The organism is Robertkochia solimangrovi, from assembly GCF_007279655.1.
Lineage (GTDB): Bacteria > Bacteroidota > Bacteroidia > Flavobacteriales > Flavobacteriaceae > Robertkochia > Robertkochia solimangrovi.
This window is the reverse complement of record NZ_QKWN01000001.1, coordinates 36,409-56,193: the sequence shown is the minus strand read 5'-3', so window position 1 is coordinate 56,193 and position 19,785 is coordinate 36,409. Positions and strand designations below refer to the sequence as shown.

Below are 19,785 nucleotides of genomic sequence, written 5' to 3'. Positions count from 1 at the left end.
CATTATGATCATTTTTAAACGTATACATACCGTACTACTACTACTGACCTTTCTGTTATCAGGAATACTGGTGGCTTTAGGGCAGGATACCCATTATTGGTCTCAACAGTTTGGTACCAGAACCGCATTGATGTCAGGTGCTGTCATCGGTGGGGCAAATGATAACACGATGATCTGGTATAATCCGGGAGGCTTGGGCTTTCTGGAGAACGCCTCCATTTCTATCAATGCAAATGCATACAGGCTTGAGAATATCAAGATCTATAATGCCTTAGGTGATCGCGGAGATTTTAAAAGTAAGAATCTTGGTTCAGTTCCCTTGTTGGTTGGCGGGATGATAAACCTGAAGAATTCTGAATGGAAGTTGGGTTATACTATTGTTGTTCCCATGGACTTCAAATTCAAAGGAATTGCCCGCGTTGACGGAAACTTCAATGTGATCGATGATGCGATAAGTCCGGGAAATGAAGAATTGGTTGGGGAAAGTGCCTTATCGAATAAAGTGAACGAAGTAGTAGGAGGTATCGGTATCGGACGAAAGATAGGGGATAACCTGTCGGTCGGACTTACCAATCTGATCACGGTCCGATCACATACCTATAATCGCAGTTACTCTGCCTATATTTTTCAGAACAATGCTGAAGAATCATTCATTGGGGGTAACCTTTTGCAAAATGTCGATTATTATAACATCCGTTATTCGATGAAACTCGGGTTGATCTACCGGATGGAACCCTGGAGTTTTGGGATAACCCTTACCACGCCTTCTCTGAATATTGGAGGACAGGGAACAACTGCGGCTAATGTGGCAGCAAAGAATGTGTTATTTGAAGATGGGGAAAGAAAGAGTGGCGTGGCTACCGACAGGCAGGCAGAATTAAAAACGAAATATAAATCACCGGCATCCTTGGCAGTAGGAGTAAATTACGATTCGGGTAAACATGCCTTTGGAATTGCGGCACAATATTTTTCCTCGATCGATATCTATGATATTATGGAGGTCACTCCCGGAACCTTTGTAAGACCGGCCGATCTCGCCCCGGATATTTCAAGTGATGAATTCCTGAATGTAAGAAGCGCGGCGACATCGGTGTTGAACGTAGCTTTGGGTTATGAATACACAGTCGATGAAAGTTTGTCATTTATGATCGGAGGGCGTTCAGATATGTCTTATTTCGATAATGATCTGAATGATGGCAATGGTATCCGTACTACGATCAGTTCCTGGGATTTGTATCATTTTTCTCTCGGAGCAACGTTTACAAGAACGAATAGTAGTTTAAGTTTGGGAATTCTCTACAGCACAGGTACCACCGGTGATTATGAACAATCCGGTAATCTGAGTAATCCGACCGAAGGTGATCTTTTAAAAGGGGCCACCACCATTACGCAGGCCGATTATAATTCCTTTGGATTTTTATTAGGGTACACTTTTTATTTTAGAAAATTCTAAAACTCATTTGTCTGAAAAGATCTCATCCATCACTTCAAATATCGTTTGTCTGGATTGTTCTGAACTAAATATGATTCGGCCTTCAGGGTCGATCAGGAATTTGGTCGGGAAATACCTGACATTTAATTGGGTGATCAGGTCATTTTGAAGTTTATCAGATTGAATATGATGCCAGTTATATTCATTCGAGTAAATATAATCCTGCCATTTTGCCCTCGTATCTCCCGAATTGATCCCCAGGATCGTCAATCCCTTATCTTTGTATTTCTCATAATAGGATTTGATCTGAGGAAGTTCATCGGTACATGGCGAACACCAGATTCCCCAAAAATCCACAAGTACGTAGTAACCTCTTAATTCCCGAATATTGAACAGGGTACTGTCAGGTGTATCGGGAGAGGTGAAATCAGGAATGATCTTCCCGATCTTGATATTTTCAATGGCAAGATATCTCACCCGAAGATCTTCGAAAAAAGAAACATCCTTCAAGGCTATACTATCTAGTTTTTCATATAACCGATTGAATTCTGCATCGTTGAATTCACTTCGTGTAAAGGCATCCAGCAATACAAAAGCTGCAACCGGAGAATCAGGTTGAGATACTATGAATCGCTCTTTTTCGGCACGAATTTCTTTCATGATAGCATCAGATATTTTACTGATCTCATGATAGGTTTCCGGATCCGAATTGTTCAGATAATATTGTTGCTTTAAATTAACTATGGTATCCAGTAACGGAAAGATCCGTCGGTTAAGTTTTCCCAGTGAATCATTGATGCCACCATCGTTCGGGTATGCATCTACAAAGTCTGTAATCTGACCTTCGAGTTTTATTGTAGCTCCGGGATATCCAATAAAGTGAAACCATGATACCGGAGTTGGCAGATAAGAATGGCTCTTTTCATCAACGCGTGATATGGTTTTTTCGGTTTGGCGCGCGAAAATCCGATAATATTTGAAATTGGCGATACTATCCTGAAATTGGAATTTCCCATTCTTAATCCATAGGGTGTCATATATTCTGTTTCCGGTTTTCGAATTGAAATCTTCACTGTAGATCAGGTATTCACTGTTCAGGTTTTTTACATTTCCTATCACGGTAAAGTTCTGATTTTTTAAAGCCTGATCTTCCTTACGTTTACATCCGCTAAATAAAAGCGACAAAGACAGTATCTGTATCAGGATCCAATAAGGAATATATGGAGTTGTTTTTTGATTCATTTGAACTTTAAAGGTTGGGATTTATGTTTCGGATCTTTAGGGGTATCGCAATGAAATAACCCTGGTCTCCCGGAGATAATTCATAGTTCATGCCATTGAGGGAGCGTTCAAAAACCGGTACTTTTTCACCATAAATATGATAGCGTTTCTGGTCGAAGGTATTTAAAGAGGTCCCAAAGAGTTCTTTTCTTCTTTCAGTTTTTATAAGTTGAAGAAGTTCATTCTGATCAGTGATTTCATAGGGACGGAAATTGGAAATTCGATGGGTTAGCAAAGTGTTTAAAGCTTCCAGTCCTTGTGGTACATTTCCAGAACGCGTTTGAGCTTCTGCATAGGTCAAAAGCAAACGGGGAATGGTAATCCCTGCATTCGTTTCGATATCCGACATACAGAAAATATAATACGGACTTGTATCAATGCCGTTTTGTGAGACCTGCGTTGACCAGAAATACCACCGACGATCTCTGGCTTTATCAAAAGTTGATACGAGGTCATCGCTAAACAGGTAAAAAGGATTATAATAGTTCCATCGATGATACCGATTCCAGATAACCTCTTTATTCAGCGTGGCAAAGGTCAGGTCGGTTTCAGTGATGCCCTTCCAGGGATTTTCCATGTCCTCGAGTTCAATGGTATTATAATCGTAGAGAAAATTATAACGCAGGAGCACATCTTCTGCATAACTCGCGGCCTGCTCAAATTCGCCCATATACAAATGTACTTCAGCTAATAATCCATAGATTGAGGCAAGTCCGGGACGAAAGTTGGCTTCGGGTTGCACATCTTCAAAAGTATCATCGAACAAGGTTGCGGCCATTTCAAGATCGCTTAGAATCTGTGAATAAATATCTGAAACTGAAGATCGTGGGAGTTGTGCTTCTATATCATTCTCCAAGGGCATTGGAATACCTGGGATGTCAGGGTGATCAGGATCATAATGAGCAGCATATTCATTGATTAGCAGGAAATATTCCATTGCACGCTGGGCGTGTGCTTCCGCTTTTATATTTGCACGGTCAGATTCTTCGTAGCCTTCATTGACAGTTGCCTCTTCAATATCCATAATGATCTGATTAAAAGTAAAGATGTTGGAATATGCATCATTGTAATCCGGATCGTTTGTGATCTCATTATAGAGTTCGTGATTCCATCTGAAGGCATTGACCATTACTTCATCGGCCATGATATTCGCATAAGATTGATCATTCATGGCTATATCGGGATCGATGAGCGTTAGGTTCTGAAGTCGTCTGTAGGAAAATGATACATTATTTAACAGCGACTCAAACTCTCCCAACGTGGAAGGATTGAATGAGTTGTCTGGTTTCACATCCAAAAATTCATCCGGAGTTTCACAGGCACCAATCAGGATTGATAAGAGGATGTATTTTAAAATACTTTTCATACTTACAATTTTGCTCTTAATCCAAAGATCAATCTCGGCAGATTGGCATAGGCATTTTCTTTGGGATTTTGCGGATCTATTTTTCTTTCATTCTTAAGCCAGACATAGGGGTTGGTCCATTGCAGGGTGAATCTCAATGATTTTATGGATGAACTTTTAAGTGCGAATCCCCGGAGCGTATACCCGAAAATTATATCCTGAATCCGAAAATTGTCGGCTTCATAGGTTTGATAGCTTGATTGACTCCATATCCGGTGACTGGTATAGGCGGTATAGTAATTTTCATACACGCCTTTTTCCGGGTTATAACCGTTGTAGGGAATTCTGGGGATTTGAGTTGTAAGCTCATCACCCGGATTTTGCCATCGGTGAGCCCAGGCCTCATTCATTCTTAGATTGAAGGAGCTGAATTCCGAGATATTATTACCTGCGCCATAGCCTTCGATACCATAGCCGATGGAATATCGAAAGACGTGCCCGAACTGATAAGCAGTGTTAACCGAAAGGTCGAAGGATCCATATCTTAAAGAAGTGGAAAAACCTCCGTAATAGGGGGGAGTTCTTGGACCCTCATAGACCAGTTCATCATTCCCGATAGCTTCACTCCAAAGTTTTTTACGGCCATCGGTATCATAAAGCATTATATCACCATGTTCATTAAGGCCTGCATAATTATATGCGAAGAGACCGTTTGCAGGATATTCTTCGAAATACCGGATACCGGCTGTGATCTCATCCGGAGTTGAATTGAGGTTCTCATAATTAATGATCTTATTTTTATTATAATTGAAGTTGATGTCAGCTTTCCATTCGAACGATGATGATCGTAGGATCTCCCCACCCAGTTTTATCTCATATCCTCTATTCTTCATAGCGGCGTAGTTTACAAATCCATCCAGAAATCCATTGGTCGGATCCAGTGATTTGAGTCCGATGAGATCGTCACTTTTCTTAAAATAAATGTCCAGTGATCCGTATAGCTGATTATCAAAAAGGGTGAAATCAACTCCGATATCGTATATTTTTGTCTCCTCCCATTTCAAATTAGGATTTCCTGGTTCATAATAATAGCTGTAGGGATAAAAATAGCCATTGCTGTTCGACCAGTGAATAGCAGTTGGGTAGGGTGAAAGATTAAAGATCGTATTGCCTCCGGTCCCTGCAGATATCCGAATCTTTAGATAATTCAAAACGTCGGAATCCGGGATCAGTGATTTTGTGGGTATCCAGCCGGCTCCAACCGACCAAAGAGGTTTATATCTGAAAGAAGGATCATTCCCGTAAATGTTAGCCTGGTCGATCCTTATGTTAGCATTTAAAAGAAATTCTTCATGAAATGAATACCCCATATTGGCAAAGAAATTCACAAAGCGATTATCATCGATATTTTCATTTTCGAAACTTCTGTAGCTATAAGGATATCGATTCCCGTACCAGTCGGTGATCGATACACTTTCAAGTCCGATCGCACTTAAGGGTACATAGGTGCCATCTGATTTGTCATAGCCTAGTTTTCTGGAGAGAATGGTTTTGAGAAATCTCCTTTGATATTCAGCTCCGGCGAAAAGACTCAGACTATGTTTTTCCAGTTCCAAATCATATGATAGGGTGTTTCTGAAGGTCCAGCCCATGTAGGAATTGGTGTTTTTAGTGTAATCTGAACCTAATGGAATTCTGAAGGCTGAATCAACATAAAAATCAGCTATCGTAAACCTGTAGGAGGGCAGATCCATATTTTTGAAGTCATTATTGACCACTTCACCTTCTTCAAAGCGAAAGGAGGTGGCGAACTGTAAATTCTTTAAAAGGTCTATTTCTAACGAAATATCGGCTCTGATATCATATCCGTGGGATGTATTATCACGATTTTCCTGTTCTGCCAGAGAATTATAAGCATATGATAATCCGGTTAGTTCTTCACGCTCATGAGATATCCATGGATTCCAGGAGGTGTTGATGGCAGTACGAAAGCCATGATCGTCAATAAGACGGTCGTAGGGCTGGGCATTCCGGAGGTCGGTAAAGGTGAGTCCGTTCAGCTTTTCATTTTTTAAAACACCATTGACGCCTAGCTTTAGCCGGATGTACTTGCTAAAGTTCAGGTCGTTCTTAAAATTGGCAGTCAAACGGTCATCGCTATTGCCCATAAGCTGCCCCAAATGTTGATTATAAGATACAGAACCATAATAGGAATGTTGAGAAGAACCTCCTCGAAAGGACAGGTTATAAATTTGTCGGATCTGATTCCTGATTAAATATCGCTCCCAATCCTTGCCGATATCATATTGCCTGAGTGCCGCGATATAATTTTCATAGGTATGTTGTGACCAGATATCTCCGTTGGGAGAAAGTCCGTTCAGGTATACCTTAGCCAAATGAAAATTGTTCAGGCTTCGTCCCAGCGACAGGTAATTCGGCAGGTTGCTATAACCTTTGTCATAATATTCCTGATCGAATTCCAGTTCCTGAGTAGTGGTGAGCCAGCTGAAATCTTTGGTGTTCACTTTCTTTTCAATCTCGATAAAAGTAGATAACTCCAATTGTAACGGGGTATTTCGTTCTCCCTTTTTGGTCTCGATCACAAGTACACCGTTACTTGCACGTGCACCCCATACAGAGGCTGCAGCTGCATCTTTTAATAAAGTGACCGAAGCGATGTCTTCCGCATTGATCGCGGCGAGATTACTTTGGTCGGTCATAGGGAATCCATCAAGTACAATGAGTGGTTGAGTACTACTCCTAAGGAGGGAAGACTGACCGCGCACTTCTAAATTCTGGGAGTATGGATTGAAATTCAACCCGGATAATCTACCGAGAACTCTTTCAAGCGGGTTGGTGTAAATTCGATTAGCCAATACCTCCTCATCCGCCTTGTCATAGGATCCTGCCATTCGTTCTGAAGGAATATCCTGATAGCCGGTTAAAACGATCTCATCAAGAAAATTCACTTCTTCAGTCATAATCACAGAAAGCCCCGAGGTTTTTACGAGATTGGACAGGTCTATATTTTTAGTTTCAAATCCAACATAGGAGAAATATAATTGATTTGCTGTTGTGGAAACGGTAATGGCAAAACGTCCCTGAGCATCACTGAATCCAAGAAATCTGTAATCGGAGGTGCTAATGGTAACACCTGGAATAGGGATGCCATTTTCGTCAGAAATGATTCCAAAATATGTTCTGGAATTTTGTACCACTGTTGTCAGTGGCAGGTTATCTTTTTCCAGGGCATTCTCTTCTTTGGAAAGTATGATCTGGTCATCGATAATTTTATAGGTAATTGTCGTATCCTTGAACAACAGTTCAAGCGTTCTGTTTATCTTAGCTTCATTGACCTTAATGGTAACCCTGCGATCAGGATCGATGGTTTGTACGAGATAGGCAAATTCATAACGACTCTGACGTTCTATATCCTCCAGGACCTTTATAAGTGGAACATCCACCAGATCGAGCGTTATCCTTTTCTTTTGTGCATTCATTTCGGAAATGAACAAAAGACATAGTATTACGAGAATATGCTCAGGTCTGAACCTCATTCAATGCGTTTTATTTTTTCAATTCCAACAATTTGATCAAGAATAATGTCAGAAAGTTACCCTGTCAGTCCGGCCTATTCACTGCTCGCATGTGTTATCGAATATAGACAACATCATTCCGAATGGAATAATCAAAATTATAGAGTTCTTTCAGATATTTAAGGATAGATTCCAGTTCTTTTTGATCAAAGGTAGCATTGATGGTCTGGTCTCTAAGATCATTTTTCTTTAAGATGATTTCCTTATTAAAGGACCTCTCCAGACTTTTGATTACAGATTCGAAGTTGACATTTCTGAATACGAGCTTCCCTTCCATCCATGATGTATAGATATTGGCATCTACTTCCGAAACCGTGATATCAGGGGTCGTATCGAATCGCTGCATGCTTCCCATGGTACCCGGAGTCAGTAGGGCATGGTCATCATGATTTATATTGTACATTCCGACTTTACCCTCAACCAACACTACTTTGGTCATAGGCTCACCGGCATAGGCGTCAACGTTGAATTTTGTTCCGAATACTTTTACATTCATGTCGTAGGCATTCACGACAAAGGGTTTATTTTCATTATGACTGATATCAAAATAGGCCTCTCCCTCCAGGTAGACCAGTCTTTTATTTTCATTTTTAAAGTCGTCAGGAAATTTTAGAATACTTCCGGCGTTCAAAGTGATCATGGAACTATCCGTCAATTGAACTGAAAATCTTCTTCCGTAAGGAACTTTTAGCATCAGCATTTCTGCAGTGAGTCCGGTATTCCCTTTATAGAATAAAGTGTCGCCCATGAAATTTCCAATCAATTTGCCATCAGGATCATATACATTATGATTGGCAGCTTCGGTATCGATACGAATACTGTTTTCTCCAAAATAGATAGAGACCATATCGACAGGCACTGCATTAATCGTATCATTATTCAGGAAATAATTAAGGATGAGTCCGAGACCTGCAAGCAATATAAATATGGCTGCATATCGGAGTGTCCTTTTCCAAAGTGGAATAATCTTTGGCTGTTTGGCGGCGATAATTTTGTCGAAAATGCGATCGCGATCCTTGCCATATTTTTCAACGTGATGGAGATTGATGAGATATTCTTCCTGAATTAATTCTTCAAATTCATGGTTATTCTCATCCTTCTCCAGCCATTTTTTTAGGGCAAGAGTTTCTTCCTCATTTAAATTGGAATTGAGGTATTTACGGATCAGTTTTTTCATTTATTAGTATACTAATTCTATAGGGATAACGAAAGAGAATTTAACCACCCTTAAGTTACTATATTTTATTATAATTTATTTAACATTTCGTATTATCCTGTATTTTTGTGTTGATCGTGCTATGAATACAAAAGACCAATATAACGGAAAGATAACGGAGCCATTATTCAGGGAGATCTACAATATGTATTTCAACCGTGTGGTGGCATTTTGTCTTGTTTATACTAAGGATATTTCCCTTGCAGAAGATATAGCGCAACAGGCTTTTATTAAATTATGGGAAAAGCGGGAAGAGGTGGTTATTGAAGTGACCCCTTTGAAATACCTTTTTACACTTTCCAAGAACATTCTTATCGACCATTTCAGAAGAGAAAATAAGCGAAGTGAGATCTATGTGAATATAGGTGCTTCCGCTCTGGAATCAGAGAGTCAGGAAGATGAAGATCGCATGCAGAGGAAATATCGACAGGTTTCCAAAGTGATCGATGAACTTCCTGATAAATGCCAGGAAGTACTGAAATTACATAAGTATGAAGGTTTAACACATATAGAAATTGCTGAGGTATTGGGGATTTCCGTTAAAACCGTAGAATCTCAGATGAGGATCGCCTACAAACGCATTCGAGAAGTGCTCGGCGAACAATTTATGAATATGTTTCTTCTTTTCAGGAAGGTATTTTGTCATTCCTGATCTGATACTAAATAAAATGGGGACTTTCAAGTCCCCATTTCCTCTAATCAAATTAATCAAAAATACCAATGAAAATTATTCGGTATGGATGTTTTCAGGCCAGTTATTTCCGTCTGTTCTGGTAAGTTTAACAGAGAAGTATTCATTGTAGGAGGCTGAATATTTATATTCGATATCGATATACAGGTCCGGTCCGTCTACTTTAGTAATGATCCATTTCTCTTCAACATTTCCCTTGACCGTTATCAATCCGGAGAGGAAATCCAGTGTAATGGTGCCTGAACTGGTGTAATTATAACTAAAACCGAGATTGGGAACAGAATAAACCTGATTTCCAAGATGTGTGAAATTTATGGATCCGGTTTCTCCTACTGAGATTTTACCCCAATATTCTGCGTCTGCCGTCGCGTCGGTATATTCATAAGTGAAGGTTCCCTCAAAGATCGGTGGTGCATAGTTTTCCAGTTTAGTCTGAATGCCAAAACGGGTATCCCCAGTCCAGGATTCACGAGAGTCATATACTTCTCCGTTTTTGGCCGTGATAACCCAATGAATTTCAAAAAGGTCGCCTTCGCGAGCCAGTTTTTCGGAGCGATCATAGGTGTATTTATTCAGAAAGAGATCGTAGGCCGAATCAGCCGCAATGGTCAGGCTGAACTGACCTTCTTCATTCCATTCACTAACGGTGGTCAAAAGTGCACCACTGGTCTCATAAGGGGCTGTATAGTTATATCCATCTTTTTCTTCTGCGGTCAGGTAGAAATCGATTTTGGAGAATTGATCTGCGGTAAGCACAGATTCCAGATCAAAATTCAGGATCACTTCGTCATTTCCCCAGTAATCTTCTCCGGTAAGCAGGTCATGATACCAGATAAAAGAGGCATGGTCTTCATCCGGGGTTACCTCCAGTGTGGTATTGGCCTGCCAGGGCAGGTCTTCAGTTTCAGGCAGGGTAACGCCTGAATTGTCGGTATAGCCTTCATCCGAACAGGAAAAGAGTGCGAACAGTACTGTACATACCGATATATATTTAAATATCTTGAATTTGTTCATTTTATTCGGTTTTTAAAATATGGAAACTACAGGTTAGGATTAAGGTTAAGGATCTTCGGGGAGATCGGAACTATGTATTTATCACTTCCCGGCTCCAGCGTATAGGTTTGTCCTTCTACTTCTCTGGTATAGGTTGGAACGGTTTCTCCATAGGCATGATAACGCTTCAGATCGAACCAGTTCTTCCCGGTGGCCATGAGTTCTTTGCGACGTTCGTCTTTTACGAATTGCAGGATCGCCTCGTTTCCGGAAAAATCACCGACTTCATAAGGTGTGAAGTTCAATATTCTGTGTTCAAGTAAGTAGTTGATGCGATCCAGAGCTCCTTGTGCATCTCCGGTTCTGATGTGGGCTTCCGCACTTACCATCAACAGGTCTTTGGTGTCAATTCCTGCTACTGATTCGGCATAATAACGTGCATAGTACCAGTTGGGGGAAGCGTCGAAGGTTCCGAAATAGTTCGTAGGTGAAGCGAACAGGATGAATCGTTGATCGTTCTCCTGATCGAACAGTTCCGCTAATTCAGGAAGGAATTGCTGCGCCGGATCATAGTAGGTCCAGCGGTGGTATCGGTTCCAGATAACAGAATGATTATCGGTGGAATAATCAAAATCAGTAATGCTCAAGCCACTCCAGGGGTCTCCCGCGGTCTTGTTCTCCAACTCAGTATAGTCATAGAGGTAATCGAACAGATCCAGTGCTTTATCGGAATAAGTCTTTGCCGTTTCGAAATCCCCTTTGTACAGTGCAATCCAGGAGCGGAAGGCATACACCGAAGCCGATCCAGGTCTGAAGTTAGCATCCTCGTCAATCACCTGGCCATTCTTAAGTAATTCTTCGGCGATAGCAATATCATTTTCGATCAATTCGTAGATCTCACCCACGGTCGCTTTAGGCGGCTGGGCAGAAAGATCGGTCTCCAATACCAGGGGTACAGTAGGTACCTCCAGATTGGCAGCGGTATAATGAGGACCGTATTCATTCACCAAAAAGAAATAATCGAAGGCTCTTTGTGCATGGGCTTCTCCTTTGATTCGCATACGGTCTGCTTCGGTCATCGTTCCTCCCAGCGGAGCTTCATCCACATAGGAGATGATCAGGTTATACACATAAATCCGCTGGTATTTGTAGATCCAGTCGTAATCATTGTCATCGACATTGTACTGTTGCTCAGACCATTTGTATTGTTCTCTCCAGAAGAGTCTCCACAAATAATTATAATTCTCTCCCGGCATCCAGGTATCCGGATCCATATAGGAAACATTGTTCCAGGTAGGATAGGAGGAATTATAGTCGTTCAGAAGTTTATCAAAATCCTCTACGGTATTGGGTATTTTACTTCCTGTAGGTATCACATCGAGAAATTCATCCGTGCTGCACGAAGTGATCAGGATCGTGGTTATCAGAAGTATCAATAGTTTTTTCATCTTGCGTATTTTTTAGAAGGTTGCTCTTAATCCGAAGGTGTAGGTCTTCAGGTTGTTATATGCCTGGGTATACGCGTATTCCGGATCATATCCCGGATCATTGGCTACCCAGAGGAATGGGTTGGTCACGTTGAACGAGAACTTCAGATTCGTGAAGAAAGTCTGATCAGTAAAGGATTTAGGCAGTGTATATCCCAGGATGATGTCTCGTACCCTGATGAAATCTGCTTTGTAGATCAGATCCTGAGAATAGGAATAATAGAGATCTGCATCCAGTCCGTCATAGAAGGTCTCTCCAACACCATTATAAGGGTTCGTACCATTATACGGAATCTTCGGCACTCGGGTGGTAAGTTCGTCACCGGGCTCCTGCCAACGGTTCACCCAGATATTATCCGGTCTGTTATAGGCATTGGTATAGGAATTATCATGAGACCTACGGAATACATGTCCAAACTTATAGGTCAGATTCAGGGTCAGGTCAATCCCTTTATAGTTAAAGGTATTGGTGAGTCCACCATACCAGGGTGCCACAGTGGTTCCGTGATAAAGCAGTTCTGATTTATCCTCCACACCGGCATCCCAGGATTTAGTACCTCCGTTCGGATCCACCAACTGGATCACACCGGCATTGTCGAGTCCGGCATAGTTATACGAATAGAGATTGTTCAGAGGAGAACCAATCGCGAGATCTCCTCCCGTTGCAATCCGATAGGGTGTGAATTTTTGATCCAGAATATCGGTCACCTCATTGTGGTTATAGGAAATATTGGCGGAGGTTCTCCAGTTAAATCCATCACCCTGCAAGATGTTTGCATTAAGGGTTACTTCCACTCCACGGTTGATCATCGACGCGTAGTTTAGTCTGGCAGAAGTAAATCCTACCGTTGGGTCGAGGGTTACGTTTCCTAAAAGGTCAGTACTATTCTTGTTATAATACTCGATCGTACCACCGATGGCATTGGCAAAGAGACTGAAATCAAGCCCCAGGTTGAAGGTTCTTGTCTCTTCCCATTTCAACTGCTGATTCTCCGGCTTGGTAAAACGCAGCATGTCGTACAGGTTAGCTCCCCAGGAGGTTACATAATTGGCGGCCTGAGCATATGGTGATTCGGTGGAAGATGCATTTCCATTCACCCCGATGGTTGCCCGCATTCTCAGCATGTCTACCCAGTCGATATTCACAAAAGATTCATTGGTGATGTTCCAGGCAAAACCAGCAGACCAGAGTGGTTTATAACGGAAATCCGGGTCAGACCCAAACAGGTTGGCCTGGTCGATACGGAAGGATCCATTGATTGCATATCTGGAATCGAACTCATAGGCGCCGTTGGCAAAGACCGAGAATTGTCTGCGGTCTGAATTGTAGGTGTTCCAGAAGGTATCGTACATTCGGTTTCCGTACCAGTCGAATATTCTACCTGCCTGAAAATCCTGCTGGTTGATCGGAACTGATTGAGTCGTTTGTTTGTTATACCCGTATTTACTGTCGGAGGTGGTCTCTGAGAATATTTTTCTAACCTCAGCACCACCGAAGAGGGTGATCTTGTGTTTTCCGAAGGTTTTATCCCAGTTCAGGGTATTTCGGAAATTCCAGGAATATTCATTCACTTCGGTGAATCGGTAGTTGGTACCTACCGGGTACTGGTATACCCCGTCAACATAGGCTCGCGAGACCTTATATCGCTGGTTGTACTCATCCATGCTGTAGAAGTTATCATATTTCTCAAAGCTGTTTTCATACTGAAAATTGGTTGCGAAAGTTAGATCCTTTAAGATCTCAGCTTCGAGACCGAAGCGTGCACGGATATCAAGAGCTTCATAGGAGTTGTCATTGGCACGTTGTTGTTCGATAGGGTTGAATCCTAAATGAATACCGTTGGCTGCTTCCCGTTCCTTACTGGTCCACGGATCATAGGCCCGATAGAACTGTGTTGGCTGACCATAATCATCCACCAGTGCCTCATACCCTTCATAGGTATTCACACTGCTCACCGACATCCCGTTATTGAGTTCTTGTTGGTAAGTAGCAGTTACCGCGGCAGAAAAGCGTACCTTATCACTGAATTTATAAGTGTCATTCATATTGAAGATCAAACGTTGTTCTGCATCTCCGATAGCAGCATCCTTCTGATCATTGAACACCAGGGATGCATAGGTAGAGTTACGCTCTCCGGCACTGGACAGAGAGAGGTTATAAGTTTGAAGTACCGGTGTACGGGTGAGGTACTTCTTCCAGTCATCGATCACCTCTTTATTTCTCAGGGAATTTATGTAGTTGTCAAACTGTGACTGTGACCATACATCTCCGTCGGGAGCCAGCCCCAGTAAATGCAATTTTGCAAGTTCAAAGCCGGTGAAAGCCTGTTTTCTGGATATTTTCTGATCGTACTGGAACCAACCTTTTGCATCATATTCCAGGAGCATGTCCAATTGATCGGAAGTACTCATCCAGTCGTTCTCATTATAATCGATCTGTTCGGTCATAGAAGTAAAGGCCGATACCTCCACGGTTAACTTTTGTCCGGCTTTACCTTTTTTAGTAGTGATCACGATCACCCCGTTACTGGCGGCAACTCCCCAGATTGAAGCGGCAGAAGCATCTTTCAGTACCGTAACCGTAGCCACATCTTCGGGGTTTACGGTTTCAATTCCTCCGGTAATTGGGAATCCGTCAACTACGATGAGCGGACTCTGCCCCAGTAACATGGAACTGCCTCCTCGTACGGTAACCGAGCCGTTGGTGTAATTGATACCTGCGGCTGAACCTTCGATCCTTTCCAGGATATTGGTGGCGGCAGGTCGGGTTTGAATTTGTTCAGCCTCTACCTGGGCAAAGGATCCGGTGGATCGTTCCTTGGAAATGGTCTGATATCCCGTAACCACTACTTCTCCGAGTTCCTCGATATTCTCTTTCATAACGATATTGAGGGTAAGGTTCTTACCGATAGTAATGGTCTGATCTTCGAATCCGAGATAAGAGAACAACAGTGTTTTGGTATTTTCGGGAACTGTAATGGTGTAATTCCCATCGAAATCAGTCTGAGAGGCAATGGTCGTGTTGGGTACCATCACTACAACACCGGAGAGGGGAACACCTTTTTCATCGATGACAGTTCCTTTAATTGTGATCGTCTGATCTTTCGTGTCGTAATTATTTTTAATCAGACTTATAGTATGGATCTTGTTTTGGATAGATGTATGGTTATCCGTAGCATAAGCCGTGGAAGATTGGCCAATCATCATTGCGAAAGAGAATCCGGCCAACGCCAGCCCCTTCTTACCCAGTAATTCAGAGTAAGCTTGAATTCTTCTCATAATTGTAGATAAGGTTTTAATGATCAATTTTGTTTCGGTTTTCGGGTTTCAGGTCGTTAGTGGTGTGCTCGTTTTTCATTTGCAAATTGTTTTTAGTTAGTATAATTTGATTTGTTTGAAGTGGGACTGGTGGGTTGACAGCAAATCGATGGACGCTGTTCTTTACTGTTCATTTGAGAAAAGTTCAGACATAACAGTCCCTTCGTCTGATCTTAAAAGGTGTGAAACCAATCCGGATCAGCGTGAAAATCGATAAGCCTGAATTGCAGTTAGCCCCGTTACTGCTTATCGCGATCTATTATTTGAATCAAATGAATGAAGGAGGTATTTCTATCCTTTTTAAAGAAAAACAGCCTGTTTTACCGCGTAGAATTAAAGTTGTAAATTTGGTCATAACTTTAAATGGTTAAATTATTAATCATCTTAATTACCAACCGAAAAATGTAGCAGCATTTTTCGGTTTTTTAATTCATAAAATTCAGTCAATGTCAAAAATTCATGATTATTGAAAAGAACCTGAATTATATATTGTATATCACGAATGAAACTTTAATTACCCTTAAATTATTCTTAATTTTTTTTAAAAAAATCATTATGAAATACACTAAAAATGGATAGGTGAACAAATTGTAAAATTGTAAAATGCAGTAAATCAGATCAATAGGTTTGTCTGATCGTGGAAAACGAAAACGTATTGAAAATGAGGAATTTATTGAGTTTTTAAGAGGGTCTACTCAGATTTTTTCAAAATATAGAAGCCATAGTTCTCATTGATCTTCATTTTATCTTCAGAAAATGAAATGACGTCATTACCTTCCACCCAGGTATTATTTCCTATAAAGACGGATAAGGTGTCGACCTTCTCTCTTCCTTCATGTTTGATCAAAAGTGTATCGTTCATTGCTTCTACATTCAGACCGATCCTTCTGCCTCTAACCGCACCGGAATAATAACCGACTAATTTGGAGAGGTCAGTATCCAGTGCCTTTTGATCGACCGGAACCTTATCCAATAATTCCCAACTCAGTGCGTCTGCAAAATATCCGGCTCCTTTAGGGCCTGTGGTATTGACGAGGCAGATAACGTACAGATCATCGTCAGGGAAGTATCGGGCTTCTGATAGAAAGCCGTTGATCCCTCCGCCATGAGCGATCATATCATGCCCTTGATTCTTGAAATGAAGTAACCCTTTGGCATAGCTAAGCGGTGTGCCGTCATTTAGAGTGTCAGGGGTGATCATGGTCTTATAAGTAGCGACATCGAGTACATTCCCATGGTGTAAGGCTTTTAACCAGGTATAAAGATCTTGAGTAGAACTGCACAGTGATCCGGCGGCATAGGGCCAGGTATGATCGAGATACCCTTTTTGACTCAGTCCTTCTCCCGTAAAACTGTAACCGTATACTTTTCCGTTCTTTATTTCTGTATTGCTGCAGTAATAGGTATGTTCCATTTTCAATGGTATGAAGATATTTTTTTCCAGATAGGTTTCATATGATTCTCCACTGGCCTTTTCGATAATAATACCTAAAAAGAAATACGCTGAATTATTATAGATCATGGCTTCTCCCGGTTCAAAGAGGAAATCTCCTTTTTCGACAAGCCTTACCAGCGTGTCCTTAGGTTTATGTTGGATCATGAGATCTCCGAAAAATGGCATTTCGGTATAGCCGGGAATACCTGAAGTATGGTCCAGTAACTGGCGTATGGTGACTTTTCTTCCACGGGTATCGAAATCCAGGTATTGGGTAAAATCATCATCCAGATTCAATTTTCCATCTTCTGCTAATTTTAAGATAGCGGCTGCGGTAAATTGTTTGGTTACAGAACCGATCTCAAACTGGGCCTCTTCCGGAATAGGAACCTGTAATTCCAGACTGCTGAAACCATAACGATTATCAAGAAGTACTGAATCACCTTTGGCGATCAGAATTGCAGCACCTGCGATCTCACTGCTATCGACTGCAATAGAGAAGATCGAATCGGCATAAACGATTAATTCTGAATCTTTTTGAGTACGGGTCTTTACCTGGCAGGATCCCAGTAGTATAACAGCCGTAAGGGAAGTAAGGAATATTTTCATTTTAAAGGTGGTTGGTTTTGGTCTTTTTAAATTTATGAAAATATTGATAGCAATTATCTTTTCCAGAAGATATAGTCACTGATGAATGGCTCAATACCGTTAAGTCGGAGGTCTGAGATAAGCTGACCCCGGTGGTGGGTGGTATGATTATTTACATGAAAAAGAATGTCTCTTATGGTATTCTCATAGGAATTCCCTCGTGAATTGGAATAATGGATAATTTCTTCAAGCTCATACTGATCCAGGATCTGCATAGTATAATTGTAATTGGAAAGATCCAATTGCGCACTTTCCTCCAGGGAATGCAATTGGTTCAATGGAGGTGTCTCCATTTTTTGTACTCTGCAGTTCCAGATTGTATGGGCATTGATGATATGGGACAGGGTTGGAATACTTCGGTCTGAAATGTCTGAAACATGCGCTATGAATACTGCGATGAGTTTCTGATTGAAATGATGGTGATATTCGAAGATATCTGTGAATAGCTCTTTCATGAACTAAAGTTAAGAAAATCCGATTTCAAAGATTTATTATGGAATCATAGGAATGTTGAATATTTCCTGGTTTCCAATGGATTTAACGTAACCTTAAAGTTAAGCTCAACACTTATTCATGATACTGTATTTCTTTTGTGATTCGGGTACTGCCGGTTTCCCGACTCTCAACTTCCGGATCTGGTGACGAAAGATCCGTTATAACTTCTTTTCTCTGAAGCCTATCAGGTTTTTTAATGAGAATGGACTGATGACCAATTCGATCATTTACGTAAATATTAATCTAAAAATATGATTTCATATAACAGTTTAAAGAGCGTTATGGTTTCCCTGATCTTTCTGGGAGCCTGTAATATAATTTATTCACAGTCTGCAGTAAGCGGGATTATTTATTCAGACGACAATGGTAATGGTGTACGCGATACCGAAGAAAAGGGTATACCCAGGGTGTCTGTAACTGATGGCGTACATGTGGTGCAAACCGATCGTAAGGGTCATTATGAACTTCCGGTTTCTGAAGACATGATCATTGCAGTGATTAAGCCATCCGGATTCAGCTTGCCCGTTAACGCTAACAATCTTCCTCAGTTTTATTATATCCATAAACCAATGGGATCCCCAACTCTTAAGTTTGAGGGTGTGAAGCCTACCGGATCTTTACCTGAGTCTGTCGATTTCGGACTTAAACCGGCTGAGGAGAAGGATGAATTTACCACGCTTATTTTTGGAGATCCACAGCCGTATACGCGGGAAGAATTGGCGTATTTTGAAGCAGGCGTGGTAGCCGAAGTTGAAGGGATTCAGGATGTAATTTTCGGGCTCAGTCTCGGAGATCTTGTAGGAAATGATCTTGAACTTTTCGAGCCGTATATCGGGGTAATGAAAAAAGCCGGAATCCCCTGGTTTAATCTGATGGGAAATCATGATATGAACTTCGATGCGGAAACTGATAACTTATCTGATGAGACCTACGAGTCTCATTTTGGACCCGCCAACTATGCTTATAATTATGGCAAGGTTCATTTTATCGTACTGGATGATATCCTTTATCCCGATCCAAGAGATCAAAAGGGATATTGGGGTGGATTCCGACCGGATCAGCTACAATTTATTGAAGAGGATCTGAAATATGTGTCTAAGGATCATCTGATCGTGCTAGCATTTCATATACCGCTAAGCGAACCGGAAGGAGATAGTTTCAGGGATAAAGACCGGGAGAAATTGTTTCGGTTGTTAAAAGATTTTCCCCATACACTTTCGCTTTCCGCTCATACGCATATTCAGCGACAGGATTATATGGATGCTTCATCAGGTTGGCTTCGCAAGGAACCACATCATCATTTCAATGTGGGTACTACTTCCGGCGACTGGTATTCCGGACTCTTAAATGATCAGGGAATTCCCGTTTCCACTATGCGCGACGGAACTCCAAAAGGTTATGTGTTTATGAAGTTCCGTGGAAATCAATATGAATTTGATTATAAAGTTGCCGGAGAACCTGAAGCTTATCAGATCAAGGTGTTCGCGCCCAAAGTGATCGAGCAGGGCAGGCGTTCTAAATCGGGTCTTTATGCAAATTTCTTTGTGGGTCGGGAAGGAGATAAAGTTAGTTATAGAGTCGATGGAGGTAATTGGCAGGATATGGATTACGTGGTGGCTCCAGACCCTTCCTTTGTGGCAACTAATTTAGAGCGGGATACCAGTGAGATATTATTGCCTGGAAGAAGAGCTTCCGATGCCATTGATTGTAAACATTTATGGCGTGGTGAGCTTCCCTTTAAACTGAGTATCGGAACTCATAAGATCGAGATACGCGCGGTAGACATGTTCGGGAAAGAGCATCATGCAGTGACTGAATACAGAATTGCCAAATCCAAAATTTAATCAG

12 protein-coding genes are annotated in these 19,785 nt (G+C 41.4%); 3 read left to right on the top strand and 9 right to left on the bottom strand.

Features of this window, described 5'->3' with window-relative positions:
- The first annotated feature begins 4 nt into the window (after positions 1-4).
- Entirely contained in the window at positions 5-1,453 is a 1,449-nt protein-coding gene (locus DMZ48_RS00210) for a hypothetical protein (RefSeq protein WP_143953088.1), read from the top strand.
- A gap of 3 nt (positions 1,454-1,456) precedes the next feature.
- Here DMZ48_RS00210 and DMZ48_RS00205 read toward each other — a convergent pair whose 3' ends face one another.
- The 4 genes from DMZ48_RS00205 to DMZ48_RS00190 form a co-directional block, all read right to left on the bottom strand.
- Complete coding sequence (locus DMZ48_RS00205; RefSeq protein WP_143953087.1) at positions 1,457-2,674, bottom strand: TlpA disulfide reductase family protein; 1,218 nt, start codon at positions 2,672-2,674, stop codon at positions 1,457-1,459.
- A gap of 7 nt (positions 2,675-2,681) precedes the next feature.
- Positions 2,682-4,079 (bottom strand): RagB/SusD family nutrient uptake outer membrane protein, encoded by a 1,398-nt coding sequence (locus DMZ48_RS00200; protein ID WP_143953086.1) that lies wholly within the window; start codon positions 4,077-4,079, stop codon positions 2,682-2,684.
- Positions 4,080-4,081: 2 nt separating this feature from the next.
- Positions 4,082-7,615, bottom strand: coding sequence for a SusC/RagA family TonB-linked outer membrane protein (locus tag DMZ48_RS00195; RefSeq protein ID WP_143953085.1), 3,534 nt, complete (start codon positions 7,613-7,615; stop codon positions 4,082-4,084).
- Between the two features lie 94 nt (positions 7,616-7,709).
- Positions 7,710-8,831 carry a FecR family protein gene (locus DMZ48_RS00190; RefSeq protein WP_143953084.1) on the bottom strand — a complete coding sequence of 374 codons (1,122 nt, stop codon included), beginning with the start codon at positions 8,829-8,831 and terminating at the stop codon, positions 7,710-7,712.
- Between the two features lie 121 nt (positions 8,832-8,952).
- On the opposite strand from DMZ48_RS00190, the gene DMZ48_RS00185 reads away from it, so the two are divergent.
- Positions 8,953-9,522 (top strand): RNA polymerase sigma-70 factor, encoded by a 570-nt coding sequence (locus DMZ48_RS00185; RefSeq protein ID WP_143953083.1) that lies wholly within the window; start codon positions 8,953-8,955, stop codon positions 9,520-9,522.
- A gap of 75 nt (positions 9,523-9,597) precedes the next feature.
- Here the strand turns inward: DMZ48_RS00185 and DMZ48_RS00180 are convergent, their stop codons facing one another.
- The 5 genes from DMZ48_RS00180 to DMZ48_RS00160 form a co-directional block, all read right to left on the bottom strand.
- The gene (locus tag DMZ48_RS00180; RefSeq protein WP_143953082.1) at positions 9,598-10,575 is read right to left on the bottom strand and encodes a hypothetical protein; all 978 of its coding nucleotides are present in this window, start codon (positions 10,573-10,575) and stop codon (positions 9,598-9,600) included.
- A 26-nt stretch (positions 10,576-10,601) separates the two neighbouring features.
- Positions 10,602-12,002 (bottom strand): RagB/SusD family nutrient uptake outer membrane protein, encoded by a 1,401-nt coding sequence (locus DMZ48_RS00175; protein WP_143953081.1) that lies wholly within the window; start codon positions 12,000-12,002, stop codon positions 10,602-10,604.
- 12 nt (positions 12,003-12,014) lie between these two features.
- Positions 12,015-15,320, bottom strand: coding sequence for a SusC/RagA family TonB-linked outer membrane protein (locus DMZ48_RS00170; RefSeq protein ID WP_143953080.1), 3,306 nt, complete (start codon positions 15,318-15,320; stop codon positions 12,015-12,017).
- Between the two features lie 730 nt (positions 15,321-16,050).
- Entirely contained in the window at positions 16,051-17,403 is a 1,353-nt protein-coding gene (locus DMZ48_RS00165; RefSeq protein ID WP_143953079.1) for a serine hydrolase domain-containing protein, read from the bottom strand.
- A 53-nt stretch (positions 17,404-17,456) separates the two neighbouring features.
- A complete protein-coding gene (locus DMZ48_RS00160) occupies positions 17,457-17,897 on the bottom strand; it encodes a DinB family protein (protein WP_143953078.1) in 441 nt (146 codons plus the stop codon).
- A 291-nt stretch (positions 17,898-18,188) separates the two neighbouring features.
- On the opposite strand from DMZ48_RS00160, the gene DMZ48_RS00155 reads away from it, so the two are divergent.
- Positions 18,189-19,781: a calcineurin-like phosphoesterase C-terminal domain-containing protein gene (locus DMZ48_RS00155; RefSeq protein ID WP_199287914.1), complete on the top strand. Its 1,593-nt coding sequence runs from the start codon at positions 18,189-18,191 to the stop codon at positions 19,779-19,781.
- Positions 19,782-19,785: the final 4 nt, after the last annotated feature.

Coding starts and splice junctions, on each gene's coding strand:
- DMZ48_RS00210 (WP_143953088.1), top strand. CDS start 5: ATGATCATTTTTAAACGTATACATACCGTACTACTACTACTGACCTTT.
- DMZ48_RS00205 (WP_143953087.1), bottom strand. CDS start 2,674: ATGAATCAAAAAACAACTCCATATATTCCTTATTGGATCCTGATACAG.
- DMZ48_RS00200 (WP_143953086.1), bottom strand. CDS start 4,079: ATGAAAAGTATTTTAAAATACATCCTCTTATCAATCCTGATTGGTGCC.
- DMZ48_RS00195 (WP_143953085.1), bottom strand. CDS start 7,615: ATGAGGTTCAGACCTGAGCATATTCTCGTAATACTATGTCTTTTGTTC.
- DMZ48_RS00190 (WP_143953084.1), bottom strand. CDS start 8,831: ATGAAAAAACTGATCCGTAAATACCTCAATTCCAATTTAAATGAGGAA.
- DMZ48_RS00185 (WP_143953083.1), top strand. CDS start 8,953: ATGAATACAAAAGACCAATATAACGGAAAGATAACGGAGCCATTATTC.
- DMZ48_RS00180 (WP_143953082.1), bottom strand. CDS start 10,575: ATGAACAAATTCAAGATATTTAAATATATATCGGTATGTACAGTACTG.
- DMZ48_RS00175 (WP_143953081.1), bottom strand. CDS start 12,002: ATGAAAAAACTATTGATACTTCTGATAACCACGATCCTGATCACTTCG.
- DMZ48_RS00170 (WP_143953080.1), bottom strand. CDS start 15,320: ATGAGAAGAATTCAAGCTTACTCTGAATTACTGGGTAAGAAGGGGCTG.
- DMZ48_RS00165 (WP_143953079.1), bottom strand. CDS start 17,403: ATGAAAATATTCCTTACTTCCCTTACGGCTGTTATACTACTGGGATCC.
- DMZ48_RS00160 (WP_143953078.1), bottom strand. CDS start 17,897: ATGAAAGAGCTATTCACAGATATCTTCGAATATCACCATCATTTCAAT.
- DMZ48_RS00155 (WP_199287914.1), top strand. CDS start 18,189: ATGATTTCATATAACAGTTTAAAGAGCGTTATGGTTTCCCTGATCTTT.